Annotated in this window: 22 protein-coding genes and 1 pseudogene; 6 read left to right on the top strand and 17 right to left on the bottom strand. The window is 43.4% G+C overall.

The window, feature by feature from the left end:
* Window position 1: 1 nt before the first annotated feature.
* The 8 genes and pseudogenes from IEE86_RS09440 to IEE86_RS09475 all read right to left on the bottom strand — a co-directional run.
* Window positions 2–1,225 carry a glycosyltransferase family 2 protein gene (locus tag IEE86_RS09440; RefSeq protein WP_224740918.1) on the bottom strand — a complete coding sequence of 408 codons (1,224 nt, stop codon included), beginning with the start codon at window positions 1,223–1,225 and terminating at the stop codon, window positions 2–4.
* Between the two features lie 37 nt (window positions 1,226–1,262).
* Window positions 1,263–2,978, bottom strand: a complete 1,716-nt coding sequence (locus IEE86_RS09445; RefSeq protein WP_191096987.1) for a DUF2334 domain-containing protein — start codon at window positions 2,976–2,978, stop codon at window positions 1,263–1,265.
* Window positions 2,968–3,819, bottom strand: coding sequence for a GGDEF domain-containing protein (locus IEE86_RS09450; protein WP_191096988.1), 852 nt, complete (start codon window positions 3,817–3,819; stop codon window positions 2,968–2,970). The genes IEE86_RS09445 and IEE86_RS09450 overlap by 11 nt, the downstream gene beginning before the upstream one ends.
* Window positions 3,800–4,882: a glycosyl hydrolase family 8 gene (locus IEE86_RS09455; protein WP_191096989.1), complete on the bottom strand. Its 1,083-nt coding sequence runs from the start codon at window positions 4,880–4,882 to the stop codon at window positions 3,800–3,802. Before IEE86_RS09455 ends, IEE86_RS09450 begins: the two co-directional genes overlap by 20 nt.
* Before the next feature lie 196 nt (window positions 4,883–5,078).
* Window positions 5,079–7,265 carry a DNA topoisomerase III gene (locus IEE86_RS09460; protein ID WP_191096990.1) on the bottom strand — a complete coding sequence of 729 codons (2,187 nt, stop codon included), beginning with the start codon at window positions 7,263–7,265 and terminating at the stop codon, window positions 5,079–5,081.
* A gap of 72 nt (window positions 7,266–7,337) precedes the next feature.
* Window positions 7,338–8,393, bottom strand: coding sequence for a tartrate dehydrogenase (locus IEE86_RS09465; RefSeq protein ID WP_191096991.1), 1,056 nt, complete (start codon window positions 8,391–8,393; stop codon window positions 7,338–7,340).
* Between the two features lie 99 nt (window positions 8,394–8,492).
* Window positions 8,493–8,912 carry a DMT family transporter gene (locus tag IEE86_RS09470; protein WP_224740907.1) on the bottom strand — a complete coding sequence of 140 codons (420 nt, stop codon included), beginning with the start codon at window positions 8,910–8,912 and terminating at the stop codon, window positions 8,493–8,495.
* Window positions 8,913–8,919: 7 nt separating this feature from the next.
* A pseudogene (locus tag IEE86_RS09475) lies at window positions 8,920–9,231 on the bottom strand (AraC family ligand binding domain-containing protein); the annotation flags it as partial.
* A gap of 153 nt (window positions 9,232–9,384) precedes the next feature.
* Between IEE86_RS09475 and IEE86_RS09480 the strand changes: the two are divergent.
* Together IEE86_RS09480 and IEE86_RS09485 are read left to right on the top strand one after the other, a co-directional pair.
* On the top strand, window positions 9,385–10,062 hold the full coding sequence (locus IEE86_RS09480) for a GntR family transcriptional regulator (RefSeq protein WP_191096992.1): 678 nt from the start codon (window positions 9,385–9,387) through the stop codon (window positions 10,060–10,062).
* A 129-nt stretch (window positions 10,063–10,191) separates the two neighbouring features.
* Complete coding sequence (locus IEE86_RS09485) at window positions 10,192–10,488, top strand: DUF3817 domain-containing protein (protein ID WP_191096993.1); 297 nt, start codon at window positions 10,192–10,194, stop codon at window positions 10,486–10,488.
* 195 nt (window positions 10,489–10,683) lie between these two features.
* Here IEE86_RS09485 and IEE86_RS09490 read toward each other — a convergent pair whose 3' ends face one another.
* On the bottom strand, window positions 10,684–12,933 hold the full coding sequence (locus IEE86_RS09490; protein WP_318010276.1) for a hypothetical protein: 2,250 nt from the start codon (window positions 12,931–12,933) through the stop codon (window positions 10,684–10,686).
* Between the two features lie 158 nt (window positions 12,934–13,091).
* On the opposite strand from IEE86_RS09490, the gene IEE86_RS09495 reads away from it, so the two are divergent.
* Entirely contained in the window at window positions 13,092–13,310 is a 219-nt protein-coding gene (locus tag IEE86_RS09495) for a hypothetical protein (RefSeq protein ID WP_191096995.1), read from the top strand.
* 192 nt (window positions 13,311–13,502) lie between these two features.
* Window positions 13,503–13,682, top strand: a complete 180-nt coding sequence (locus tag IEE86_RS09500; RefSeq protein WP_191096996.1) for a hypothetical protein — start codon at window positions 13,503–13,505, stop codon at window positions 13,680–13,682.
* A gap of 443 nt (window positions 13,683–14,125) precedes the next feature.
* Here IEE86_RS09500 and IEE86_RS09505 read toward each other — a convergent pair whose 3' ends face one another.
* On the bottom strand, window positions 14,126–14,548 hold the full coding sequence (locus IEE86_RS09505; protein ID WP_191096997.1) for a pyridoxamine 5'-phosphate oxidase family protein: 423 nt from the start codon (window positions 14,546–14,548) through the stop codon (window positions 14,126–14,128).
* Window positions 14,549–14,842: 294 nt separating this feature from the next.
* Complete coding sequence (locus IEE86_RS09510) at window positions 14,843–15,712, bottom strand: SDR family oxidoreductase (protein WP_191096998.1); 870 nt, start codon at window positions 15,710–15,712, stop codon at window positions 14,843–14,845.
* A gap of 127 nt (window positions 15,713–15,839) precedes the next feature.
* Here IEE86_RS09510 and IEE86_RS09515 point away from each other — a divergent pair, with 127 nt between their 5' ends.
* Window positions 15,840–16,478, top strand: a complete 639-nt coding sequence (locus IEE86_RS09515) for a class I SAM-dependent methyltransferase (protein WP_224740908.1) — start codon at window positions 15,840–15,842, stop codon at window positions 16,476–16,478.
* 219 nt (window positions 16,479–16,697) lie between these two features.
* On the opposite strand, the gene IEE86_RS09520 is transcribed toward IEE86_RS09515, so the two are convergent.
* The 3 genes from IEE86_RS09520 to IEE86_RS09530 form a co-directional block, all read right to left on the bottom strand.
* Complete coding sequence (locus IEE86_RS09520; RefSeq protein WP_191096999.1) at window positions 16,698–18,785, bottom strand: BglG family transcription antiterminator; 2,088 nt, start codon at window positions 18,783–18,785, stop codon at window positions 16,698–16,700.
* Between the two features lie 130 nt (window positions 18,786–18,915).
* Window positions 18,916–19,998 (bottom strand): C45 family autoproteolytic acyltransferase/hydrolase, encoded by a 1,083-nt coding sequence (locus IEE86_RS09525; protein WP_191097000.1) that lies wholly within the window; start codon window positions 19,996–19,998, stop codon window positions 18,916–18,918.
* 86 nt (window positions 19,999–20,084) lie between these two features.
* On the bottom strand, window positions 20,085–20,717 hold the full coding sequence (locus IEE86_RS09530) for a GDSL-type esterase/lipase family protein (protein WP_191097001.1): 633 nt from the start codon (window positions 20,715–20,717) through the stop codon (window positions 20,085–20,087).
* A gap of 414 nt (window positions 20,718–21,131) precedes the next feature.
* Here IEE86_RS09530 and IEE86_RS09535 point away from each other — a divergent pair, with 414 nt between their 5' ends.
* Window positions 21,132–21,767: an FMN-dependent NADH-azoreductase gene (locus IEE86_RS09535; protein ID WP_191097002.1), complete on the top strand. Its 636-nt coding sequence runs from the start codon at window positions 21,132–21,134 to the stop codon at window positions 21,765–21,767.
* A gap of 32 nt (window positions 21,768–21,799) precedes the next feature.
* Here the strand turns inward: IEE86_RS09535 and IEE86_RS09540 are convergent, their stop codons facing one another.
* From IEE86_RS09540 to pxpB, 3 genes are read right to left on the bottom strand one after another with little or no spacing between them, the layout of a single operon-like run.
* A complete protein-coding gene (locus IEE86_RS09540; RefSeq protein WP_191097003.1) occupies window positions 21,800–22,573 on the bottom strand; it encodes an IclR family transcriptional regulator in 774 nt (257 codons plus the stop codon).
* A gap of 14 nt (window positions 22,574–22,587) precedes the next feature.
* Entirely contained in the window at window positions 22,588–23,592 is a 1,005-nt protein-coding gene (locus tag IEE86_RS09545; RefSeq protein ID WP_191097004.1) for a 5-oxoprolinase subunit C family protein, read from the bottom strand.
* The gene (gene pxpB / locus IEE86_RS09550; RefSeq protein WP_191097005.1) at window positions 23,589–24,335 is read right to left on the bottom strand and encodes a 5-oxoprolinase subunit PxpB; all 747 of its coding nucleotides are present in this window, start codon (window positions 24,333–24,335) and stop codon (window positions 23,589–23,591) included. The genes IEE86_RS09545 and pxpB overlap by 4 nt, the downstream gene beginning before the upstream one ends.
* Window positions 24,336–24,352: the final 17 nt, after the last annotated feature.

The raw sequence follows: 24,352 nt of genomic DNA on the forward strand, positions 1-24,352 counted from the left end.
GTCACCCGCTTTTCTTTTGTTGTTGATCATAACGCTCGGTTTTGTACCACTTTACTTCTTCTTTCAATAACCGGCTCTTTGCCTCTACACATAAGGAGTACACGACAAGCGCAATCCATATTTGAGAATAGGTAAAGTACATGAGGGCCACAATGAGAATGTTTTGTTTGGTGAGCTCTGTTTTCTCAATGCTTAATGTAATCATCACTTCTGTTAGGAACAGGAAGAAGGCTAATCCCCATAGGATCAGTGCAACAGCCCCTACAGATAGGTGAAGATCAACAAATAGGTTCACGATAAAGATGCCATTTGAGAGCAGGACACCGAAGAAAAATAAGAAATACGTAAAGAAGAAATAAAATAAATCGAATATCATTCGTTTTCGTTTCAGCTTCATAAACTGCCTTAAAAATTTGAGCACAACATATTGATTGCCTCTAGCCCAGCGTGTTCTTTGCCGCCACCAGACCTTCCACGTCTCAGGCTCTTGTTCCCATGTGATCGCAGCCGGGAAAAATCGAATCACATACCCAAGGTTATAGACACGGATCGTTAATTCGGTGTCCTCAGCCAATGCGTGGACATCCCAGCCGCCAAGCTCTTCTAAAATATGCCGGCGGATCGCGAAGTTGGTGCCTGGTATTGTCGCAATGCCAAACCATTTCCATCTTCCGCCCTGCGCCATCCACTGGAAGCAGATGGTCTCGATATTGATAAATTTGGTGAGCAGATTTTTAGCTGCATTGATCACCCTGAATTTCCCAACAACAGCGCCTGCTTTGGGGTCATTCAATAATCCAAGGACCAAATGATAGACAGCCTTTTGTTCAGGCATGTTATCTGCATCGTATACGCAAATCACTTCTCCTGTTGAAGCCTTCAAGCCTTCATTCAGTGCAGTGGATTTCCCCTTTCCTGCAAATGGCGGCTTCGTTTCAATCATATGGACATGGTCATATTGTTCACTGAATGATTGCACAATGTCTCCTGTGCGATCAGAGGAATTGTCATTCATCACAATGATTTCAAGGAGATGTTTTGGATAGGATAGCTGAACCATGGCTTTTAACGTTTGCCGAATCACCACTTCTTCATTATGAGCAGGAATCAGAATACTAACGGTCGGTAGCTCTTTCCCTTGTTTTGTCCATTTAGGCAGCACTTTTTCATAGGTCAGGTAATGCTGAAAGCCGCCCTGCATGAGAAACATGTGGTATAGGAGCATGATCCAAATCAGTATTAATGAAAGATAAAATAAGACATCAGCCACCTGGTTTTCTCTCCTTAAAAATTCGTTTTTTCATTGTCAGTCTTAAATACAATGTATAAAAGGCAAATGCCACAATAAATAGCAGCACCACCACTGTGAGAATTCGCAGCATGTTTTCCATGCCGCTTCGTTTGATTGTTTTTGTTTCTGCTATGCTGGATTGCGCTACTTGAATATGTCCATTCCCTGATGTTTTGATTCGTACATGTGCGGTTTGGACCGTCTGTTTTGTTTTCTTTACATCCAGCCATTCACTAGAAGGGATTGCCTCCAGCTGTGTCATCAAATTTTGTAAACCGTCTATCCCTGCTTCTACGTCATAAGACAGCCCGATTGTAGCTGATGGAAGATGCTGAATGGATTGAATCGTCTGTTCCGTTAGTACATTTGAACTCTCTTGGTCAGATGCTGTATCTACTGATTGCTGAGGATATAAGGTCATACCATGTAGCATAGCGGGTGTCGTCACGAGTGGCGGTGCACCGACTGTTTTCCAAGTGCTGTCAGACAGCTGCACTTGCCCAAACAGACTGGACACATGTCTGGAGATCACTTGATAGCCTTGTTGAGATATGGCATCATGCGGCACCTCGAATGCAAGTGGATATAGACCTTGCTGCACTAGAAGCTCAATGCCTTTTATCAGTTTTTCTTCTATATAGTTGACTTCTTGTTGTTGAGTAAATTTGGTATAAGCATTAAAGTCTTTTTCATTCGAAAAATGGCTTTTACTCAGCTTTTTTTCGGCTTCCTTTGGTTCATGTGACGTAATGGGCTGATCATACTTTGCATCCCAAAACTCAAAGCCTTGTCCAGATTCCTTCGCTCGATACGTGCGGCTAAACCCATGAAGAATGACGCTTGCTCCATTGCTTTGCAATTGTTTCAACACTTTCACGAGCTGCGGGCGGTCATTCAGTGTCACTTCATCACCTGTTGCTCGATCAATCCATACAGGGGTCACTGCTATCAGAAAAGGAATGTGCCGTACGGAGACGTATTGTCCAAGTTCTAGCAGCTTCTTTTCGTCTGTGGCTGGACTGATGTCCCCCAGCCGTAAGTATTTTGTCGTCACTTGATCAGAAGACACAAGGAGTTTCTCTAGTACTTCTGCAAGAAGTTTGCTGTGCTGCACTACATCTAAAATCCCGATATAGGCCGCACCTTCTTTTGTTTGAACCACAAATGGCAGAGCAGCTTGATGTTTTTTCAATAGAAAGACACTTTGCAGATCTGTCCCTTGAACCGTTCGTGCTGTGATACCTCTCTCTAGCTGACGGTAGGTCTGATCATGTGTAAATTTGATTTCACTGGTGTGATCTTGCTTTTGAAAAGTGAGTCTGGAGAACGGGCGAAGCTGTTCGGCATTGTACCCTATGGCCATTAGACGTTTTGATTCGTTGATCGCACGAATGGTTTGTTTTGGTAGGCTTTTCTTTGCTTCACCGATATAGATGACTTGCTGAAATTCATCGACCTTCTTTTCAGTCATTTGTTCATCGGATACAATCGTCGTTTGATTGGAAAAATGGCCGACAAGTAGATCAAGCATATGAACAGCCGGGGTCGCTTCCCCTGATTCTGTCGAATAAATGATGAGGGTATTCGGCTGCGTGACAAGAGCATCGACTGAAGCTATGTGTTTAAACGAGAGCATCGAAAAAAGAGCGATTAACAAACAGCATTTCATCAAAGGATTAAAGTTCATTCATCATCATCTCGTTTTCTAGTTCTTCTAAAAATTGCTCTGGTGTACGATACGCCGAGCTGCTTGTTAAATGACAAACCCGAAATGTCAGGGTGACTTCACGACCGTTAAGCAGGACATGCGTTTGCAGTTTATCCTTTAGCTTATCCAGGACGACGGAGACGTTTTCTTCCGGTGTGTGCGTAAGCAGCAATCCCATTCGTTCTTCGGATAACCGAAATTTCTTATCGGTTTCTCTCACACTTTTGCGGATCTTGTTACTCAATTGCTGAAAAAGATGCTGCATTTCTTTTTCGCCATATAACGATTTAAATTCCGCTGCGTAGTGCATATGAAGAAGGATAAAGACAAAGGGCTGTTTGTATCGTTCTGCCCGTTTCATTTCCTCGGACAATTCCAGTTTCATCCGCTCGGCATTGTCAAATCCTGTTGTCGAGTCAATCGCCACAAATTGTTTGATGGCCTGCTTTTGTTCGTCAATGGTAAGTTGCATCGTCTTGATCCGGTCATGCAAGCTTCCAGCTGAAACGGCGAAAAAGAGAAGTGCCACACCCCAGATCAGCACACCTTGTAATGTTTGATTGGAAAAGAGCGGGTTCGTGTGACCAAGCTCTGTAAAGAACATGGCGCTCCCTATAAAGAACAAAATAATCAAGGTGAAAATTAATGCTGGTAAAAGACCAAATAAAATACCGCATCCTAGCACGACGAATGTCAGTGCAATGATCATAAAGCTCTCCGCACCATGTACGTTTAAGTAGCCCATAAACAAAATAAGACCTGCGAGCGTGAGGAGCAGAGAATAATACAAGCGATACGTGTTACTGAATAACCGATTCATTTAGAAGCTCCCTTTCTGCAATCAGAGGCAATAAGTTATCAAATGAGTGTGTGTGTGTTTCGTTCATGTATCCCCCGTAATAAGGCTTGAGAGGATCTTGGATTTGTAATTCTTTCATGCGGTGATAGACATCTTTTGCAAAATCCAGCTCGTTTTGATTGAGAGCATATAAGATCACCAGTGCATATACGGAGGGCGATTCATACGTCACAGCTGGCTTCAAAGTGCTTAGTTCATATCGTCCGTACAATTTTCCTTCTTCTTGAAAATTCGTTTTCAGCCATTTCATGATCGCAGATGTATCAACCTGTGCATGTTCGGCATGGAGGGCCGTATAAAGTTGGTCGATCAAGTTGATGTCTTGATCAAATGAGTAGTCTTTTTTTGCTATGTCATAGGATTTAGGAAAGAATCCTTTTTGTCTCGGTGCATGTTTTAGAATAGCTAATTGGCTGCTCGCCATTTGTTTCGTGAACATTTGGAGGGATACCAATTCTTTGATTGCTTTTGGGTCCATATATGAGAGTGTGATTGTGTGCGAGGTTTGCTTTGTCGATGCATCATAATAATCGGTCAAAATGCCCTTGAACATGTTTTTGTCTTTTAACGCTTTTGCGATTTCTTTTGCTGTGGTTTGATATGCTGACTTCTGCCACAATTGATCTGCTTTTTGAAGTGCTGTCACTACACGTAAATCATCAACTAAGGCGTTGACCTTACTTTTTTGATGAGATTCAATTTCCCAGCTGAGGAGATGATGGTCTAGTAAAAATTGATCGTGCAGGACGTCAAACTGTTGGTCGAAAGAGTTTTGATCTTTTTTTCGAACAAGATAATCCATCCAAAGTCCAAGCGATTCAGATAAGTAGAGGTGCTTCTCTGTAAAAGAGGTGCGAATCATGCCTTGATCTGTCATTAAGTGGTGGGTGATAAAGTATTCTCCTGGCAATACAGGCTGTACTGATGCTGGTTGAGCTGACTCTTTCTGCTGTTTCCAGGTACATCCGCCTAGTAAAATAACAATCAGTATAACAATAACCCTGCGATGTATGGGTGTATCCATTCGTGTCCCCTTTCAACTCTCGTTCTCTTAGCATCCAACGATTTATTATAGAGCGTTTCTTCTTAAATTTAAATAAATATTTTATACCAAATTACGAGTCTTTTCGCATATGTATTCCCATTTTCAGAAAAACGATATGCTGATATGCTTGATTTTACTGAAAAACCCATGCAGCTCCGCATGGGTTTTTACACAACTATTGATCTAATTTTAGTTTCTTTAATTGTTCAGCTAGTGCATTATTGATTGGTTCTTCCACTTTCTTTTGTTTCTTCATATATTTAGACACATCGTGCTTACTGGCTCGTTTTTGATTGGATTGTGATTTGCGTTTTTCGAAAACAGACAGCTTTTCTCTATGACCGCACACACAAGCAAAGATTTTGCCATCGCCTTCTCCGCGCAGCTCGAGCTTTTTATGACAGTTCGGGCAGCGTGCGTTTGTTTTCTTCGCCACATTTTTGCGATGGCCGCATTCCCGGTCCTGACAAACAAGCATTGTGCCATTTTTTCCATTCACTTTCAGCATGAGTTTGCCGCAATCCGGACAATGGGTGCCAGTGACGTTGTCATGCTTAAAGGTTTGGTTCGTCTGTTTGATTTCAGATACGGCTTGTTTTGCATATGACTTCATTTCACTCATGAATTGAGAGGCTTTCAATTGGCCTTTGGCGATTTTAGAAAGCTTTTGTTCCCATTCTGCTGTTAACGCAGGAGACTTCAAGTCTTCAGGCACTAAAGAGAGCAGCTGTTTCCCTTTCGATGTGATGAAGATGTCTTTGCCTTTTTTCTCAATTAAAAAGCTATTAAACAGCTTTTCAATGATATCGGCTCTTGTTGCTACCGTCCCTAGACCACCGGTTTCACCAAGGGTTTTCACTAAGTCCTTCTCCTGGTTCTGCATAAATGCCGCTGGGTTCTCCATAGCAGATAAAAGGGTTGCTTCATTAAAACGTGCAGGAGGCTTTGTTTCTCCTTTTGTTTCTTTCAGCTGTCGTACTTCAAGGGACTGGCCTTCTGAAAGTAGCGGCAGATGCTGATCTGCCTCGGCTGATTCCTCGTCTTCATAGGAATCATCGTACACCGCTTTCCAGCCGGGTGATTGAACGATTTTCCCTTTTGCTGTGAACGTTTCACTGCCTATCTTGGCGATAACCGTTGTTTCCTCGTACTCAAAAGGATTCATGAGCACAGCCAGGAATCGTTTGGCAATGAGGTCATATAATTTACGCTCTTTATCACTTAGCGCACCAGGATACAGCTCTTCCTCGGTTGGAATGATGGCATGGTGATCCGACACTTTGGCATCGTTGACGAAGCCTTTGTGCGCTTTCACACCTGATTGCAAAATACGGTTCACATGCTGCGCGTACGGTCTAACGTTCATTCCTTTTAATCGATCCTTTAATGTAGGAACGATATCCGCTGAAATAAAACGTGAATCTGTACGCGGATATGTCACGAGCTTATGCTGCTCATACAATCGCTGAAGTGTAGCTAGTGTTTCTTTTGCTGAAAAACCGTAGCGTTTATGGGCATCACGCTGCAATTCTGTCAGGTCATACAATCCTGGAGCAAAGGATTTTTTCGCTGTTTTTTTCAGTGCATCAATCACTGCAGGTTTTCCTTTACAGGCTGCCAAACGCTCCTTCACTACATCCTCTTGGAATGTACGGCTTTGTTTTGTCTTTGCATCCTGCCAAGTCAGCGTCAGTCCGTCTACTTGTGCAGTCAGCCCAAAGAACGGCTTCGGCTGGAATTGCTGAATGTCTTCCTCTCGCTTGGCGATCATAGCAATCGTTGGCGTTTGCACACGTCCACAGGATAACTGCGCATTGAACTTCGTTGTCAGCGCTCTTGTTGCGTTGATCCCTACAATCCAGTCTGCCTCTGCACGCGCCACCGCAGAGCGGTACAAGTTGTCATACTCTCTGCCGTCTTTTAATCGTTTGAACCCTTCTTGAATGGCTTTGTCTGTAACAGACGAAATCCATAAACGTTTTAGAGGCTTTTTCACATGTGCTTTTTCAAGAATCCACCTTGCCACAAGCTCCCCTTCACGTCCAGCATCTGTTGCGATGACAATGTCTTTTACATCTTTTCTCGCCAACTGCGCTTTGACCGCTTGGAACTGCTTCCCTGTCTTTTTCATCACGACAAGCTTGAGTGGTTCTGGAATAATGGGTAAATCCTCTAGGCGCCAGGATTGAAATTCTTTCCCGTAGCCTTCTGGATCAGCCAGTGTCACCAAGTGGCCAAGCGCCCACGTGACAATGTATTGATCTCCTTCTAAGAAACCATTTCCTTTTTTATGACACTTCAGCACACGTGCAAGGTCACGTCCTACCGAAGGTTTCTCTGCTAATACAACTGTTTTTGACACGAAATTTCACATCTCTTTCTTCTATCCATCCTTTTATTATAGCAGACGTGGAGATGTGGTTCTAATGACGGATTATTTCTTCAAGCGCTTGATGATTTCGTTTGTGATTTCTTGTGTTTGATAGGTTCCGCCGATGTCTTCAGTTAAAAAGCCGTCTGCTGTGACTGATTCGATGGTGTCAAGAAGGTGTGTGCCCAGCTCTTCCTCTCCGACATGATCAAGCATGAGTTTAGCGGTCCACATTTGACCAATCGGGTTGGCGATCCCTTTTCCTGCAATGTCTGGGGCTGATCCGTGTACAGGCTCAAACATGGATGGATATTTGCCATTCACATTGATGTTGGCGGCAGGCGCCACGCCAATACTCCCCATAATCGCAGCTCCAAGATCAGTCAAAATATCGCCAAATAAATTACTGGCCACAATGACATCGAATTTCTCAGGTCTTGTCACAAAAAAGGCTGAGAGCGCATCAATATGCTGTGAATCTGCTGTTACTTCTGGGTAGTCCTTTGATACGTCTTGAAACACTTCATCCCAAAATGGCATTGTATGAACGATGCCATTTGATTTTGTTGCACTTGTCACATGCTTTCGTCTCTTTTCTGCTAATTGAAAAGCAAAGCGCATGGCACGCTCTGTCCCTTTTCTTGAGAAAACAGCATTTTGAATGGCAAGCTGATCTTCTCCTTGATAAATTCGGCCCCCAATTTCACTATATTCACCCTCACCATTTTCTCTCACAACAAGAAGATCGAAATCCTTTGGCTGAGCAAGCGGTGAGCGTATCCCGCTCAGCTGTTTTGCAGGTCTGACGTTAATCACCTGTTCAAACTCTCGTCTAATTTTAATGAGCAATCCCCAGAGTGATACATGGTCAGGCACTAAATTGGCATCTCCGACAGCCCCTAAGAAAATGCTATCAAAGGCTTTCAGTTGATCCAATCCATCCTTTGGCATCATCTCTCCATGCTCTAAATAATATTCACAGCTCCATGGAAAATCCTGAAAGATAAAAGACAGACCGCCATGCACCTCTGATATCGCTTTCAATACTCGTATGGCTTCAGGCACAACCTCTTTCCCAACCCCGTCACCTGGTATCGCCGCAATTGAAACATATTTCATTGATTTTTCCCCCTTTGTCATCGGTCGACCGTCGACCAATTAATCTGAGTTTACTAAAGAGTACCTGTTCTTACAATGGACAAAAAGACGCTTTTTTGATCAAAGCGCCTTTTTATCCTGCAAAAGCATCGGGGGTTTCAGATTCTTTCTCCACGCCTCTTTTTTATTTGAAAGCAGCAAACCTCCCAATGTCAGTGTCGTTCCGAGTACTGACATCAGAGTCAATCGCTCGTGAAGAACGATCATTGAAATGACCATCGTGATAATGGGAACTCCATAAATATATATACTTGATTTCACCACACCGAGCGTTTTCACCGAAAAGCTCCATGTCAGAAAACAAATCGCAGATGCGAACAGGCCTAAAAATAGCAAGTGAAAGGCCAACGACGGATTCGTCAATCGCTCCCAATCTAACCGAACCTTAAAATGCCAAATCAGTGGAAGCATCCAAAGCAACCCGTAGAAAAAGACACGCCTCGTCACCTGAATGATGTGGTATCCATATTGGTTAATCATCTTCGATAAAATGCGGCTTATGCTGAAACATCTTCTCTATCACATCTGCTTCTATATTTAAACAACGATAATCTAGTGTCCTGTGATCAATCTGCTCGCATGCGTGATTATCATATGGATTGAAAAGAAGAATATCTCCCTTTTCAATGATGTATTCTTGATTTTGGCAGATCAACCGTCTTTGACCATCCTCAATAAACCCAATCACATAGTATGTATGAAAATGATTCGGGAACTTTTGCATGATGCCATGAAAGCGGTACGCCTCTATTTGCAAGTCTTGATCAAAATGTACAGTTCGTTCCTCTTGTGTTTTCATGTCAATCCCCTCTTTTCACTGAACTGATCATTAGTGTAGCACACCCTTTTTCTCTTGGATTGTACGATATTGACTTTTTAATGCAGGCTTGCCTAGAGGGAAAAACTTGGATAACATGAGACAAAAGATCATGTGTAAAGAGGGAATGATGGGATGAATTCATTCGAGATGGAAAGACCAGCACCATATTATATGCAATTTTATGAACAGCTAAAGCAAATGATATTTGATGGGCAGTTTCAGCCAGGTGAACGCATCAATGAAACACAGCTTGCCAAGCAATTTGGGGTGAGCCGATCGCCGGTTAGAGAGGCGATGAGGCTTTTAGAAAAGGATGAACTATTAATCGCTGATCATAAATCAGGCTACTCCGTCTATACGTTAACGGAAAGAGATGTCGAGGAGCTTTATCAAATTCGGGTCTCCTTAGAAACGCTTGCTGTTGAGCTTGCCTGCAAGGAAGCCGCGCAAAGAGAGATAGATGAAATCGAACAAGTCCTCACGCAGGCAGACGAAGCGATTAAGCAGCAGCTTCCATCTAAAGACATCGTCCAGTTACACGAGGCCTTTCACCAAAACATCATGCTGGCCAGTCATAATCATCGCTTATGTAAACAATTGAATCATGTGAATGCACTCATTCACTTTTGCCGTATCTTCCATTTTAGCGGCGGAACGCGCGCTGAGACAATTCAAAGGGAGCATGCAGCCATTTTCGCTAAATTGAAAGAACGGCGCTCCACGGAAGCCGTTCAAGCGATGACAGATCATTTATTACATGATGCGTCGCACTTAAAGCAAGTACTCTCTGAAACGACCAAAGATGAGTAACTCTTCCTTTTCCCATTTTTTAAGCATTACATGAACATATTTTGAATTTTTCGTAGATTTTAGCATGTTCAGACATCTTTCGTTTATATTAGAAGATGAGAAACTAGCTTTTATACAGGAGGATTGTATATGCATACAAGTGTTAGCCGTCTGAGACAGGCGGGTTTTATTGAGGGTATGTCTCTTTTAACCCTTCTTTTAATTGCCATGCCTCTAAAATATTTTGCGGATATTCCGATGGCAGTCACCATTGTAGGCTCTCTTCACGGCGCATTGTTTGTCATTTATATGCTCGTTTTGGCATATGTGACATTTAAAGTTCGCTGGCATTTAAAATGGTCCATCGCCGGTTTTTTTGCGGCCTTCATTCCTTTCGGCAACTTCGCCTATGATAAGGTGCTCCGCCAATTTGATACAAAGTCTTAATCAAAAAGGGCTAAAACGAATAATCGTTTTAGCCCTTTTTCTTCTTTTCAGCGTGAATGAAATCTTTTGTAGCCCTAGGAAGGGCGCATGCCGGAGCGGAGCGAATTTGACATTCGTGAGCACCGGCATGCAGGTCGAGCGCAGCATGCAAGGGTTTGTCTACACGCTGAAGCGTTCGGGTAAGGAACGCTTTTTTTAAATCGATGCATACTTCACAATGGCTGCTTGACGCGTCATGTCGTGATACGCTACCCATAATTCATCCCCAGGCAATACGCTAGTAATTGGATCGATTGGCTGTTTCACTTCATATAGCATGCCGTCTCTCTCGACCTGAATGAGCGCTAACGGCAGGTTGCCGATGACCCCAGCAAATTCGATATTGGTCACTTTTGCGCTTCCTTGTTTCTCTTGCATAAGACCCATTTCTCTATCCAGCTCTTCTTTCTTTGTCTGGATCATGATTTGAGTTCCTGATGTGACCTGCATATGATCAGGGATGAATTGGCTGACCGTTTTTGTGACGGACTGCTCTCCGCTTGAAACCGCCACTTCCAGCAGGACAGGTTTTTGTTCATGAATGGCAATTGGGTATTGCTTCACACGCTGGATAGTACCTGTCACTGTCACATCTTCCCCCGAGCGATTCCGCACTTCATGACCATAGGCAGCCATTTTCACCTGACCGTTGATGTCGACCAGATCGGCTTTTTCTCCAGTTTTAAATTGAAAACCAGCGGCTTGAATCATGGGAATGATGTAACTTTTCTGATCTGACTCAAAAGTAAGTGATAAGACGGTGCCTCGTCCTACAGTTCCATATGATTCTATTTTTCTTAAAATAGCGCCTTTGATGAATTTTGGCTCGCTTGGCTTGGAGGAGTCACCCTCTTTTAAAAGCATCGCCTTTTTCTTCTTCGGATGATAGAGAATGACGATACGCTGACCCGGCTGCGGTATCTGGGTGTAGGATACAACCGTTTTAACCGCCTGTTCAATGTTTTCTCCATCATATTGAAATTGAAGCTGTATTTTGACAACTGGCTGTTCGTTGATATAAGTGCCCGTTTCTTTCACAGACACAACATAGGCTTCTAATGTGACACTGTCCTTCATCTTGTTCTTTCTCACCAGTCTCAAAATCGGCGACAGGAAAATCGCTAGCACAAATAACAGCAGTGGAATAAAGAGCCATATCGCCCAGTTGAGAATGAGCGGTCCGCCTTTCATCACATATTGTGTAAAGGTCTCGAAAGACGTTTGATGAGCTGGACTGGCGTTTTCGATTGAGATGATTTTTTGCAAAGGAAATTCCTTTAGCTGGCTGCTCGACGTATCATAAGCACCCGTTAATTGATTGTCGAATGAATAATAAAGCCAATTGCTCTTCACATTTTTATTGAAAGAGAGCCCTTCTCTTTGTAAAGTTTCATATGACAACGACTGAAAAAGCTTGCTGACAGACGTCGCTTTATTCGTGCGATGATTATAAATATACCCCGTCAGCTTGCCTCTTGCTTCGTCCTTTGCTGTAGACCCTGCAATCAGAACTTCTTCTTCATTAAGCTGGTACACGTACGTTTGATAAATCGGTTTTGGCGTTGGGACGACTTCCCCAAGCCTTCCATCTGCATTCACTTTCCTTGCCCTTTTTGGATATTCCGATTCGGCGGCGATAGCAAAGTCCTGTGATGATCCGATTGTTTTTTTCAGCCGCTTCTCCACTGTATCTTCAATGAGGCTAAACGGTTCAGCGCCTTTGGATACATAGACGCCAAGCTGATGCTTGTGGTTTGAAATGCCGCTAACATGCGCCTTCTGATCATTTTTCAAGGTGACTTCAAATATCGGAATAGGAGTCTGCCCTCTAAAGGAATTCATGACTGCATCCATGGAGACTGGCCTTGCTGGCAGCTTTAGCTGGTTGAGGTTGTGCATATAAAACTGACCATTCTTTAGCTCACCGATGACCGCAGCGGCGCCTTCCATTTCTCCTGTAAACACGAGCCGTCCATTCCATCGATATGTATTCGTTTTTAAAAACGAGGGTATCTGTAGTTTTTGCTTAACGAGCTCTTCTTTTTCTCCGCTTGGAGTTAGCTTCTCAATCAACAGCTGCCCGTCTTTATTTTTTAAAGCAAGTAAGAGATTGTTTCCTTGAATGGATGGTAGCATTTCATTAAACGAATCGCTTGCTGTGATCCATTCACTGATTCTTTTTCCTGATTGAGGATCATACATGACAAAATGGAGCTGCTGGTCTTTTGAAACAGCGCTCACCACTCGTTTTCCTTCATCAAATGTGAAAATTCGTTTGACCTCATATTCTGTTACTTTCCCTGCCGTTAAGTCATCTTGGTAATGATTCCACACCATGATACTAATAATGATCGCTGGAATAAAGAAGACAATATATCTGAAGAAAATCACTGGTATTCTTTTCACTTGATCGCTTCCTTTCATGAGGTTCCTTTATCTTATACGTCAGTGCAGCGAGAATGTTTCATGCTCGAAGAATACCATTCCAACCTCTGAAATCCATATTTTACAAACTTGGTTGTTTGCGATAAAATCCAATCAGATTCAAAAAAGGAGTTATCTCATTGGATAAGCTATTATCTATCATTCTAGCGGCTTGGCTGCGTGTTCCCCGTTGGTTCAAGCAATGGCTGCTCGTATCCATTTCCATTTTCTTTTTTTATATGTGTTTTATAAAGGGGCTGACTCGCTGGCACACCTTACCGCCCATCACTTTACTATCATGTGTCATCGGTTCCTTCTTCATTTGGATGATGTGGCTACAAGGTCAAAAAAATAAGTGAAATGGGGAAAATTATGAAAGAATCCATCAGTTATTTTGCTATCTCTTTTGCTTTGCAATGGGTTTGGTTTGGCATTGTACACCCAAATAAAGGGGTGACACTTTTGGACATGCTCATCTTTTCTATCTTGTTTGCCGTGATGTTCTTTTTTATTGGGCGGATTTGGCGGTATCAGAAGAAAGGAGGAAGTAAGTGATCATGAAGTTTGCCTTATTCACTGCTGTCACATGTGTGTTCATCGCTCTATTTTTGATGGCGAATCCTTTTGGAGGGGACGCTATGCGTATGGTTTCTGCCTTTATTTTCCCTTTCCTCGGATTGGCCGGTTTCGGGATTCTCTTGTTTGACCCACTTAAAAAGGCTGCCAAATAGATGGCAGCCTTTTTCTAACTCTTTTCATGCAAATAAATAATCAATGTGTGATCTCCGTTACGGAGTGTATGAATTAAGATTCGTTCATATCAGTGTGTCATATGTGTTCCGAGTGAACCTACGTTTGAAAGTAAACGCCATGGAAGTTCTGGATAACAAGACAACGAAAGCCCTACCTCTCATTCGTCCTTACGGCTCCGAAGCCGCGCCAGTGTGAATTGTAAATCAAAACGTCTTTTTTCCATTCTTCCGCTTTTTTAGGGGGGCGGTGCAGAAGGAAAAGACTAAGTTTGTTCGCTTTGACAGCGTCTCGTCCTTATCAAGTAGAAGCTCTATTGCTTCTCATTATGTCATAGAAAAAAGAAAGTTTACTTTCTTTATTTATTTGCTTATTTCAACACTTAATATAAAACTATAACACGTTCCCCCAACTTACGCAAGTGTTAAAGTGATAATTCTGCTGGTGTACGGCTTCCTTCATTCATAAAACGAATAGAGGTTGGTTCAATCTTCAAAATGACTAGGTTCGGATCATCTTTTCCTTTAAACCATTTCTCCATCTCCTCAGACCACAGGCGGTCAATGAGTTCCGGATCGCCAGTTAATGTAGCGGTGCCTGCAATTTCTGCATAGGTATCACCGAATCCTTCACCTGTATATCCGATGAGAATATGAACATTCGGGTTTTTTTCAATTTCGTCTGCTTTATGTGTTTCTTTGCTCGTTGGTGTATATAATGTCAGCCCTTCATGGAAAAAAGTCATGTAGCGTGTATGCGGCTGATTTTGTTCAACGGTCGCCAGTGTTCCGACCTTTTGTTCATCTAATAAGTTTAGTACCTTTTGTTTTAATTCTTCTTGTGACAATTCGCTTCACTCCTTCTACATTTCATCCGTACTCATAGGTTTCCACGACAATCCATTCATTAAACAAAGAAATGTGTTTTTCATAAAAAGAGATCTTCTGGCTGATGCTATAGAAAACAGGTTCAATGAAGGGAGAAGTTGAACATGCCTCATGAAACGATGTTCCATTTGGGTTCACTTGTCATTGCGGCAGTTGTTGTGGGCATTATCGTATGGTCTGTTACATCTGTGCAGAAGAATCGAAAGAAATACTAAAAACACCGCCCAATTAAAGCTGGGCGGTGGTACTATTGATCATGTATTCATAAAGGAACCGCCATTAACGTGAAGCGTTTGGCCCGTCATATAAGACGATTCGTCAGAAGCAAGCAGTACATAGCACCCGGCATGCTCTACAGGCTGTCCCGGTCTTCCCATTGGGGTTTCTGCCCCGAAGCTTTCCACACTGTCTTCATCAAATGTAGATGGAATGAGCGGCGTCCAAATTGGACCTGGCGCTACACCGTTCACGCGAATCCCATCTTTCACAAGCGACTGCGCCATAGAACGAGTAAAGCCGTTGATGGCCCCTTTTGTCGCCGTATAATCAATCAGCACTTTGTTGCCTCGATACGGGTTAATAGATGTTGTATTAATAATGGAACTTCCTGGTTTCAAGTAATCAAGTGCCTTTTTCGTAAAATAAAAATAAGAATAAAAGTTGGTTCTAAAGGTTTGGTGAAGCTGTTCGCTAGAGATATCCTGAATACGTTCTTTCGGATGCTGTTCAGCCGCATTATTCACTAAAATATCTAATTGACCAAAGGCTTCAATCGTTTTTTCTACCGCTTCCTCACAAAAGGCTTCGTCACCGACATCCCCTGCAATCGTTAAGCATTTGACACCTTCCTGCTCCACACGCTTTTTCGTATCCTCTGCATCCTCATGTTCATTTAAGTACACAATGGCGACATGTGCTCCTTCTTTTGCATACGCAACAGAAACGGCACGTCCAATTCCACTATCTCCGCCTGTAATCAGTGCCACTTTTCCTTTGAGCTTACCAGACCCTTGATACGATTCATCCTCAAAGATCGGCGCAGGATTCATTTCTCTTTCACTACCTGGCTGCTGATCCTGTGTTTGCGGCGGAATGCCATTTGTTAAGTATTCACGTAAATTCATGTGTAAGCTCCTCCTTGATTTGTTGATGTATCCTTTCATTACCACTTCATTTTTTTACTCAAACATCCCTATGCTAAACAGATGTGTTTTGAAAATGGCATGTTTCAACATGGGGAAAATCGGTTACATGAACATCAAAAAGGAGCGTTCTCATATGCTGTCAACCATTTCAAAAACCTTTAGCAGACCAAAAGGCTGGCTTGGAAGCATCGCAGGCTTCATTATGGCAAATGAAAATAAAGCATTAAATCAGTGGGCGATCCGCCACTTAGCGCTTGATGATGGTGAAAATATTTTAGAGATAGGCTATGGCCCCGGCTATAGCATGAAACATATGCTTAAACATTACGAAGACCTTCACATTGATGGACTGGATGCTTCTTCAACCATGCAGGAGCAAGCGCAGTCCCGTGTCAGCAAACGATCAAAAGACGAACAGGTCCGGCTATATGTCGGAAAAATTGAGAAAACACGTCTGCCGGGAGAGCAATATGACAAAGTACTTTCCGTTAACAATTACACGATTTGGGATGACCCAAGGACCGGCTTACTCAATCTTTATCACACCTTGAAGCCGGGCGGGAAAATCGTCATTGTGATGCAGCCAAGAGAAAAAGGGGCTGACGCCAATCGGACAAAAGAGATGGGTGAAAACATACGGAAAGACTTACAGTTTGTAGGATTTGACCATGTTTCTGTTGAGTATGAGGACATTCGTCCCACCCTTGCTGTCTGTGTCACAGCAAAAAAGCCGAGAAGCGAATAAGCTCTCGGCCTCAGATTGTTGACAAAGGGCTAAAATGACCTTTATTTTAGCCCTTTGTCTTCTTTTCAGCGTGATAGAAAGCCCTTGAAGTCTAGGAAAGGCGAGTACCGGAGCGGAGCGAATTGGACATTCGTGAGCACCGGAACGCAGGACTGACACCGAATGCGAGGGTTTGTCTACATGCTGAGCCGAGAAGCGAATAAGCTCTCGGCCTTTTCCTTACCACTTTGCCTCTTTTACAAATTGATAGAAAAGCTGATGTAATTTTTGTTCAATCTCTTCCTTTGATCCATGTCCATACAGCGCCATGCTTTCTTCACTTTCAATGATGGATGAACTGATCAGACTAAACATTTCAGAGCCTTCCTTGCCAAGCTCTAGCGGCGCCAGCATCATGAGCATGCGTGACATCATCTGCTGACCGCCATCCATGCCTTTGACCTCGTAGGCCTGATCAAGATCATAGATATGAAAGATTGGCTCTTTGATGAATTCATGCTTTAAGTGAAAAAGAGCAAACTCCGTACCTGGAATGCCTAAACCGCCTTGCTGTTCACGTTCAAGTAAGCCGGCCGCCACATGATCCGCATGTTTGATAAATCCTTCACTTTCAATCTGACGAAGCAGCTGCCTGATGGTTGCTTCATGATGCGTCATTGTGTTCTTTTTTTCGATTGTGAAATGGGACAAAATGCCGCGAATCACAGACATATAATTGGTCACCTGCTCTGCAACCGCCATCATATCTACCGATTCTTGCACCGATTCTTTGACAGCTTCTTTTGTTCTTTTTTTCTCAATCATATAAGGAATTTTTCGTTTAATATGAGCCTTTACACGCATGGCATCATCCTCGTTTAAAAGCGGACTGACCATGATGTAATCGATATGCTCATAGGGAATCGGAACGGTCGAGACAATCATGTCATAGCTCGATGCATCGATTTCTTTTAGCTCCATCAAAGAAGATAGATCGAATTCGTATATCTCCGGCAATTCCATTTTCAACCGAGATGCAAGCATTTTGGAGGAACCGATTCCGCTTGAGCAAACGACTAGTGCATGAATCTTTGTTTCTTCTTTTTTGATTTCAAGCACTGAGCCAAAGTGCAGCACAATAAAGGCAATTTCATCCTCCGGAAATTCAATCTCTGGAAAGAAACGCTCGACTCCTTCTTCAATCGCCATAAACAGCAAAAAGTAGTCTTTTTTAATTTGTTGCGTGAGTGGATTATAAATTCTCATCTTTTCCTTTAAACGGTTCATGGCAGGTTCGAGATGAGACACGAGCCCCTCATATAATGAATCATTTTCATTTAAATGATAGCCTGTTTTATTTGAAATAAAATCAATGAGCTTTTTCGTTCTCAGCGCTATATCCAGTTCAATCTCCTCAATGCGATATTCTGATTGAAAGCTGCGATTTGCACTGCGCAGGTGGATGGTCATATAACCGACCTCTGCTTCAGGAATCTCCACATTAAACATGCGTTCAAGCGCTCTTGCGATTCGCTGCGATGCTTGAAATTCTTTCGTCCGCTTTAGTTCAAGCAGCTCTTTTTCTTCCATGCGAATGGTTTCGCCAATCTGAATGCGTTCGATGGCATACGTTAAGTGAACAACAAGTGCAATATATGCACTATCAGACAACGAGAGCGACAGTCGATTTTTCAAATGAAAGAGCAGTCTTTCTACCTTGAGTAGCTGCCCTCTGCTGACAACGCCAAACACCTTTTCCGTCGCTTTCGTCCGATGCTTGATATTCATTTCAATTGTTTCTAAAAATAATTGAATATCAAGCCGGTCAACAATAAGATTGCCGACAATTTTTCGTTTTGCTTCCTCCGGCCCTTTTAATTCAATGCCGTACCCGCGCTTTCGAATAAGCTGCAAGCCGTAAGGAGCGATCCAGTCTGTCAGCTCATCTAAATCGTAGCTGATGGTCGCATTTGTTACCTGCAAATCGGCTGCGAGTGTGTATAATTTCACCGGTTCCTTTGCTTCAAGCAGCGCACATAGGATTAAGAGCTTCCGTTCATCAGAGCTATATTCGATTTGATCCTCATTTGACATATGAGCCAGAAGCCGCTGTTTATCCTTTTGGTCGCCGACCGCCTTCAAGCCCTTCCCCGGCTGTTTATCTAGCGAAAGATGATAATTGTTTAAAATAGGTTTAATGGATTTGAGTTCTCTATGGATGGTTCTTGTACTCACCTGAACAGATTCGGCTATCTCACGAATGGTGACATAACGATTTTGCTGAATCATATATTTGATGACTTTCTGTTCTCGTGCCGTTATGTACATGAAATGCCTCCTTCCGTTCGTATAGGTCTATTGTCACATTTTAATATAAAACGCTTTCAACAAGTGATGCAATCTTAAGTTGATCTGACTTTGGCACACTCGCTGTGACAAAATTAAATACCACGTCCGATCATACGTTTCTCCAAAATGACGGTCCATACTCCTTTTGATGAAATTGAACCCTTTGTTCATGAAAAGGCAGTGAACCCCCAGCTTTTAAAGAATAAGTCGGATTGTATATTGGAGATCCAAAGCAATAATCCATCATTCCTTCCTCCGGGCGAAACATGACGGTTCGCATCGTCCCAAACAGCTCCTCATAATTGTGCACAGTCAGACCATCTGGGTATTCTGTCTGGAACAGATGAACAAGAGAATCATTTGATCGCTGTTCTTCTAGAGCCTCCATTAACATGTCGTATCTGACAACAGAATGATGTTTGGTCATCCCTTTTGCCGTTTGATCAGCAAGCGGATGATTCGTTGCTGCAATGTAACCATTCTCTGGTCTTCTCACGGCTTTTTGTCCATCCAACATTTCAATCGCTGCCGCCTCTCCTTTTCGGTCGGCAAGCATGATATGCACATTTGAGGCAACAGGCATTTCCTGTATAGAACAAATGGCCTCTTCCACCGTTTCACAGTATTCTAGAATAGATCGAATCACATGATATACTTGCAAACCAGCAACGGCTGGAGGCTTTAAGCCGGGTTCATTGCCAATTGGCGGTCCGCATGCAGAGAATGTCACAGAAAGACCGTGCTCATTCATGCCATCAGACCTGCCAAACAAGAGCAGAGATGAGCCTGTATGACATGCTAAGCCTTTTACATGTGTCGTCACAAGGCGCATATCATCAAATATCGGGGAAAAGTCATAGTTTCGCAGCATGACCGTTTGTTGACTGGCCGCCTCATTCCCCTGCCTCACGCAATGAGAGCAACCTGGCTGAAGATGAGATGAATAGTAAAAGTTCAAATAAGCTTCATCTAATTGCAGTTCATCACAAAACCCAGCAATCTCTTCATCTAACTGAGGAAGATAGGGGCGTATCAGCTGCTTCGTTTCCTTCACAGCCTCTATGGTTACCGGTTCTGATCGAATATATTGAGTCCTTAGCAAAGGGTGCTCCTTCAGCCAGACAGCCTGCTGCTTTCCTACCTCATAAGCCGTTCCTTTCATTTCATGAAAATACGCGCTCATCTTCTGCATGCATACACCTCTTTTGTCTTTGTTTCTTTTATCATATCGAAACAGCCCTTCATTTAAAAGGATGAAAAAAACTGCAATCCCTCGGATTACAGCTGTTTAGAGGATTGTTGAAACAACGCTTTTGCCATTGCTTCATATCCTTTATGGTTCGGATGAAATTGATCAATCGATAAGTACTCATTTTCGTGTCCTTCAAACACGCGATACACATCCACAACCTCTACATGCGGGCTCGCAGCAAGCTGGCGAAGATGCTGATTGTATTGCTGAAGCCACCGCCCGGCTATTGGTATTTGCGGAAAAGGATTATATAAATTCATAAGATACACGCAATATGACTGATGCTGCCCTCTTTTGATCTGAGCAATTTCTTGAATCATCTTGCTGAAATTCGCCTGGCAATGCATGGACGCTTGTAGCAGTTTCTTTTCATCTCCACCTTCTTCATACTGCTGAACAGCTTGAACAAGATCATTCCCGCAGCCTGTGATGGTGATGATGTCAGCATGAGCAATGGCCCGTCTCACATCAGACCGCTTAAAAAGCTGCAAGATCTCTTCCGTTGTTAACCCTGATTTCGCAAATACGGACAGTTTCACCGGTATATGAAGCTTCTTTTCAAGCTTCGCCGCATATCGCTCCGTAAAACCGCCGCCAAATAAACGTGCCCCCACCCCAACCGTTAAGGAATCTCCAATCGCAACATAGGATCGTCCCACTCTTATCCCTCACTCTCTCCTGCCTTCTCTTATATATACGAAAAATAAGAACAGATGCTTGTAGCAGATGGCTTAGGGGCATTCATCTTTTTTCAAATTCATAGGATGAGGCGCCTTTACAAACTCTTTACTTGCGATATCGTTCGTTTTTTTGTTCAATGGAAGTAGGCTTTTTACGCTGAAATCTGCGTGTTTATGCATTCCAGAAAAATTGACAAACTTTTTATCTTGATTTCGAGACTTTATACCTTGACTTCAAACTACATTGTGATTACAATAAAAATATCAGTTTTTATGTAACTGTGCTTGTTACATCTTTTTCATAGCATTCCAATATGAATAAAGATGCCACATATTCAGTGTATCTTTGGGATACGCTAAAAAAATCACCGAAACAGAAAGGATTGAATGAACATGGCAAAAGTTTTATACATCACTGCACATCCGCATGATGAAACAGTTTCTTACAGTATGGCTACTGCTAAAGCATTTATCGAATCTTATAAGGAAGCAAACCCAAGTGACGAGGTTGTACATATTGATTTGTACAAAGAACACATTCCTCACATTGATGCCGATGTATTCGCTGGCTGGGGCAAGCTACAATCTGGCGCTGGCTTCGATACACTTTCAGCTGAAGAGCAAGCGAAAGTTGCTCGCCTAAACGAATTAAGCGATCAATTCGTTTCTGCTGACAAATATGTATTTGTTTCACCACTTTGGAACTTCTCATTCCCACCAGTTCTTAAAGCATACATCGACTCTGTTGCTGTAGCTGGTAAAACATTCAAATACACAGAGCAAGGTCCTGTTGGATTATTAACAGACAAAAAAGCACTACACATCCAAGCACGTGGCGGATACTACTCTGAAGGTCCTGCTGCTGAACTTGAAGCAGGTCACCGTTACCTTGGAACAATTGCAAGCTTCTTCGGAATTCCTTCTTTCGAAGGTCTTATTGTTGAAGGTCACAATGCTGAGCCTGAGAAAGCAGAGCAAATTAAAGCAGATGCAATTGAACGTGCAAAAGCTTTAGGAAAAACGTTCTAATCAATCATACAGAAAAGCCAATGATCATGAGGTCATTGGCTTTTTATTTGTTCAGATGGGAACCCTAATTCTCTCGAAATATCGCTGGCAGCTTTTTTCACCTGTTTAATTAAGTATGGCAGGCGTTCCTTTTGATATGCTGCTTCAAACCCTGCAATGCTAATACCCGCAGCTACTTCCCCGAGATGATTAAAAATAGGTGCTCCAATCGCAGCTGTATAGTTTTCAAGCTCTGAATAGCTTAACGTATAGCCCCGCTTATTTGATTCTTCGAGGATGTTTCGCAGGACTTCTTTATCTGTGATGGTTCCAATTCCGATTTTCCCAAGTTCGATTGAGTCAATATAGGCCAGTCTCTCTTTCTCTGGCAAAAAGGAGAGAATACTCCTTGCACAGGCGCCCGCATATAGTGGAGACCGCCTGCCGACTGCGGTGTAGAGCCTAACAGGCTGCGTACCCTCAATTTTTTCCACGTAAATGGCTTCGTCTCCTTCACGAACGATGAGCTGTACAGCTTCTCCCACTTCATCTCGCAAGCTTTCCATAAATGGTCTGGCAATCCTCCGAATATCAAGGCGGTCGGCTACAAGCTGACCATATTCAAGGAACATCAATCCTAATCGGTAAACACCTGAATCATGCTTTTCTAACAGCCCCATATCCGCTAATGAGCTCGCCATGCGGTGGACAGATGTCTTGGGCATGCCGGAGAGCTCGATCATCTCATTTAACGTTAATTGTTCGTGCGTGATAAACAGCCGCAAAATCTCCATGGATTTCACAACGGTTTTATTTGTGTTTTGCATGTTCCTCACCTTTTCTAAAACGAAAATGCTTCCAGCTTTACTCTTGTGGTCAGTTCCCTCATTTCTGCTTCTTGCTTGAATAGTGCCTGCTCTGCTTCCTGATGGCCGATTTGTTCAAAATACAGATTCGCCCCAGGCATCGCCTGTGCAATGAGCGGTAGATCTACGGTTGCTACTTCCCCAATACGCGGGTATCCGCCTGTCGTTTGGCGATCTGCCAGCAGAATAATCGGCTGGCCGTCAGGAGGAATTTGAATAGAACCAAAGGCAACCGCTTCTGAAATCAATTCAAGCTTTTGTTTTAAGCGAACCGGTTCCCCTTTCAATCTACATCCCATACGATCTGATTGGGGAGTGACCTGATAAGACCGTTCGAAAAAGGCTTGCTGCGATTCTTTCCGAAAATGAGACAGATGTCTGCCTGCTAGCACCCGAATGACTGGTGATTTTCCAAGCGGCAAAAAATGAGCATGATTGACTGTCCAGTCTGGCGAACGTTTTCCTTTGCTTTTTAACATGTGAACCAAACTCACCGCCAGTGGTGACAGTTCTCCAATCGGCAGGACGTCTCCTTTTTCTAGCGGACGCCCTTCTAGCCCGCCTATCTTCGCTCTGACGTACGTACTTTTACTTTTCATAACCGGCTCAACGTCAAATCCACCGGCTACAGCGAGGTAGGAGCGGCATCCCCTCTTACAAGGACCAAAGGCGATCGTGCTTCCTGCCCTAATGAAGAGCGGTTTCCATAGAGGCGCTTGTTCCCCGTCAATCTCAATCTCCACGTCAGCACCAGTCACGGCTATCAGCTGATCCTTTTGACACGTCAACACAGGGCCGGGTCCCATTAACGTGATTTCCAGCACAGCTTCATTTTCCTGGTTTCCGGTGAGGATATTGGCGATTCGGAGCGAAAGCGGGTCCATGCCGCCGCTCGTTAAGACACCGTACTTCTGATAGCCTATTCTCCCTTTATCTTGAATGGTGGTGAACATCCCTGGCTTGATGACATGAATACTCAACGTTCTGCCTCCTTCATGCTGAAAAATTCCCTTTCAGACATTTGGACAAATCTGACCTCATCCCCTGCTTTTAATAGACTTGGCCTTTCATCATCTGGCCGGAACAATGACAGCGGAGTTTGTCCAATGAGCTGCCAGCCGCCGGGTGTAGAAATAGGGTAAACGCCTGTCTGCTTCCCGGCAATACCCACAGATCCTTTCGGAATAGACATTCTCGGTGTTTCCCTGCGCGGAGCCGCGATTTTTTCAGAAAGCCCGCCTAAAAACGGAAACCCCGGGGCAAATCCAATCATATAGACAAGATACGATCCTTCTGTGTGAATACGTACGACCTCCTCAGGGGTCAAGCCATTGATGCGGGCGACTTCTTCTAAATCAGGGCCCAGCGCTCCTCCGTAACAGACTGGAATGTCGATGGTGCGGCGCTTTACCTGAACCCCCTCCTGCCATTTGTCTTCAAGACGTTTTTCGATATAAGCTTTGACCCATTCATACGGAGACATGCCGTGTTGATCAAGCTGAGCAGATTGATGGACGGTATACGGCTCGTAAAAAACCGTCACGTTTGTAAAGGCCTGAACGGCTTCCACATATCCGTCAAATGGATGCTGTTCAATACATGCAAACAGCTGCTCAACACGCGTATGAACCTCTTCACTGATATCGTCTCCAGCTTGAATGACGATCGCTGCATCTCCTAGCGGGTGGAAGGTGATACAATCTTTTATCGTTGAAAATGCCACTCTAAGGACACCTCTCT

The sequence above is a fragment of the Bacillus crepusculi genome, from assembly GCF_014764715.1.
GTDB lineage: Bacteria > Bacillota > Bacilli > Bacillales > Bacillaceae > Bacillus.

Bases quoted from the DNA above. Each gene is read 5' to 3' on its own strand.
- IEE86_RS09535 (WP_191097002.1), top strand. From the start codon at position 21,132: ATGGCAAAAGTTTTATACATCACTGCACATCCGCATGATGAAACAGTT.
- IEE86_RS09525 (WP_191097000.1), bottom strand. From the start codon at position 19,998: ATGCAGAAGATGAGCGCGTATTTTCATGAAATGAAAGGAACGGCTTAT.
- IEE86_RS09540 (WP_191097003.1), bottom strand. From the start codon at position 22,573: ATGCAAAACACAAATAAAACCGTTGTGAAATCCATGGAGATTTTGCGG.
- IEE86_RS09510 (WP_191096998.1), bottom strand. From the start codon at position 15,712: ATGAATTTACGTGAATACTTAACAAATGGCATTCCGCCGCAAACACAG.
- IEE86_RS09455 (WP_191096989.1), bottom strand. From the start codon at position 4,882: ATGGATACACCCATACATCGCAGGGTTATTGTTATACTGATTGTTATT.
- IEE86_RS09520 (WP_191096999.1), bottom strand. From the start codon at position 18,785: ATGTACATAACGGCACGAGAACAGAAAGTCATCAAATATATGATTCAG.
- IEE86_RS09470 (WP_224740907.1), bottom strand. From the start codon at position 8,912: ATGATTAACCAATATGGATACCACATCATTCAGGTGACGAGGCGTGTC.
- IEE86_RS09515 (WP_224740908.1), top strand. From the start codon at position 15,840: ATGAACATCAAAAAGGAGCGTTCTCATATGCTGTCAACCATTTCAAAA.
- IEE86_RS09465 (WP_191096991.1), bottom strand. From the start codon at position 8,393: ATGAAATATGTTTCAATTGCGGCGATACCAGGTGACGGGGTTGGGAAA.
- IEE86_RS09485 (WP_191096993.1), top strand. From the start codon at position 10,192: ATGCATACAAGTGTTAGCCGTCTGAGACAGGCGGGTTTTATTGAGGGT.
- IEE86_RS09480 (WP_191096992.1), top strand. From the start codon at position 9,385: ATGAATTCATTCGAGATGGAAAGACCAGCACCATATTATATGCAATTT.
- IEE86_RS09440 (WP_224740918.1), bottom strand. From the start codon at position 1,225: ATGCTCCTATACCACATGTTTCTCATGCAGGGCGGCTTTCAGCATTAC.
- IEE86_RS09445 (WP_191096987.1), bottom strand. From the start codon at position 2,978: ATGAACTTTAATCCTTTGATGAAATGCTGTTTGTTAATCGCTCTTTTT.
- IEE86_RS09450 (WP_191096988.1), bottom strand. From the start codon at position 3,819: ATGAATCGGTTATTCAGTAACACGTATCGCTTGTATTATTCTCTGCTC.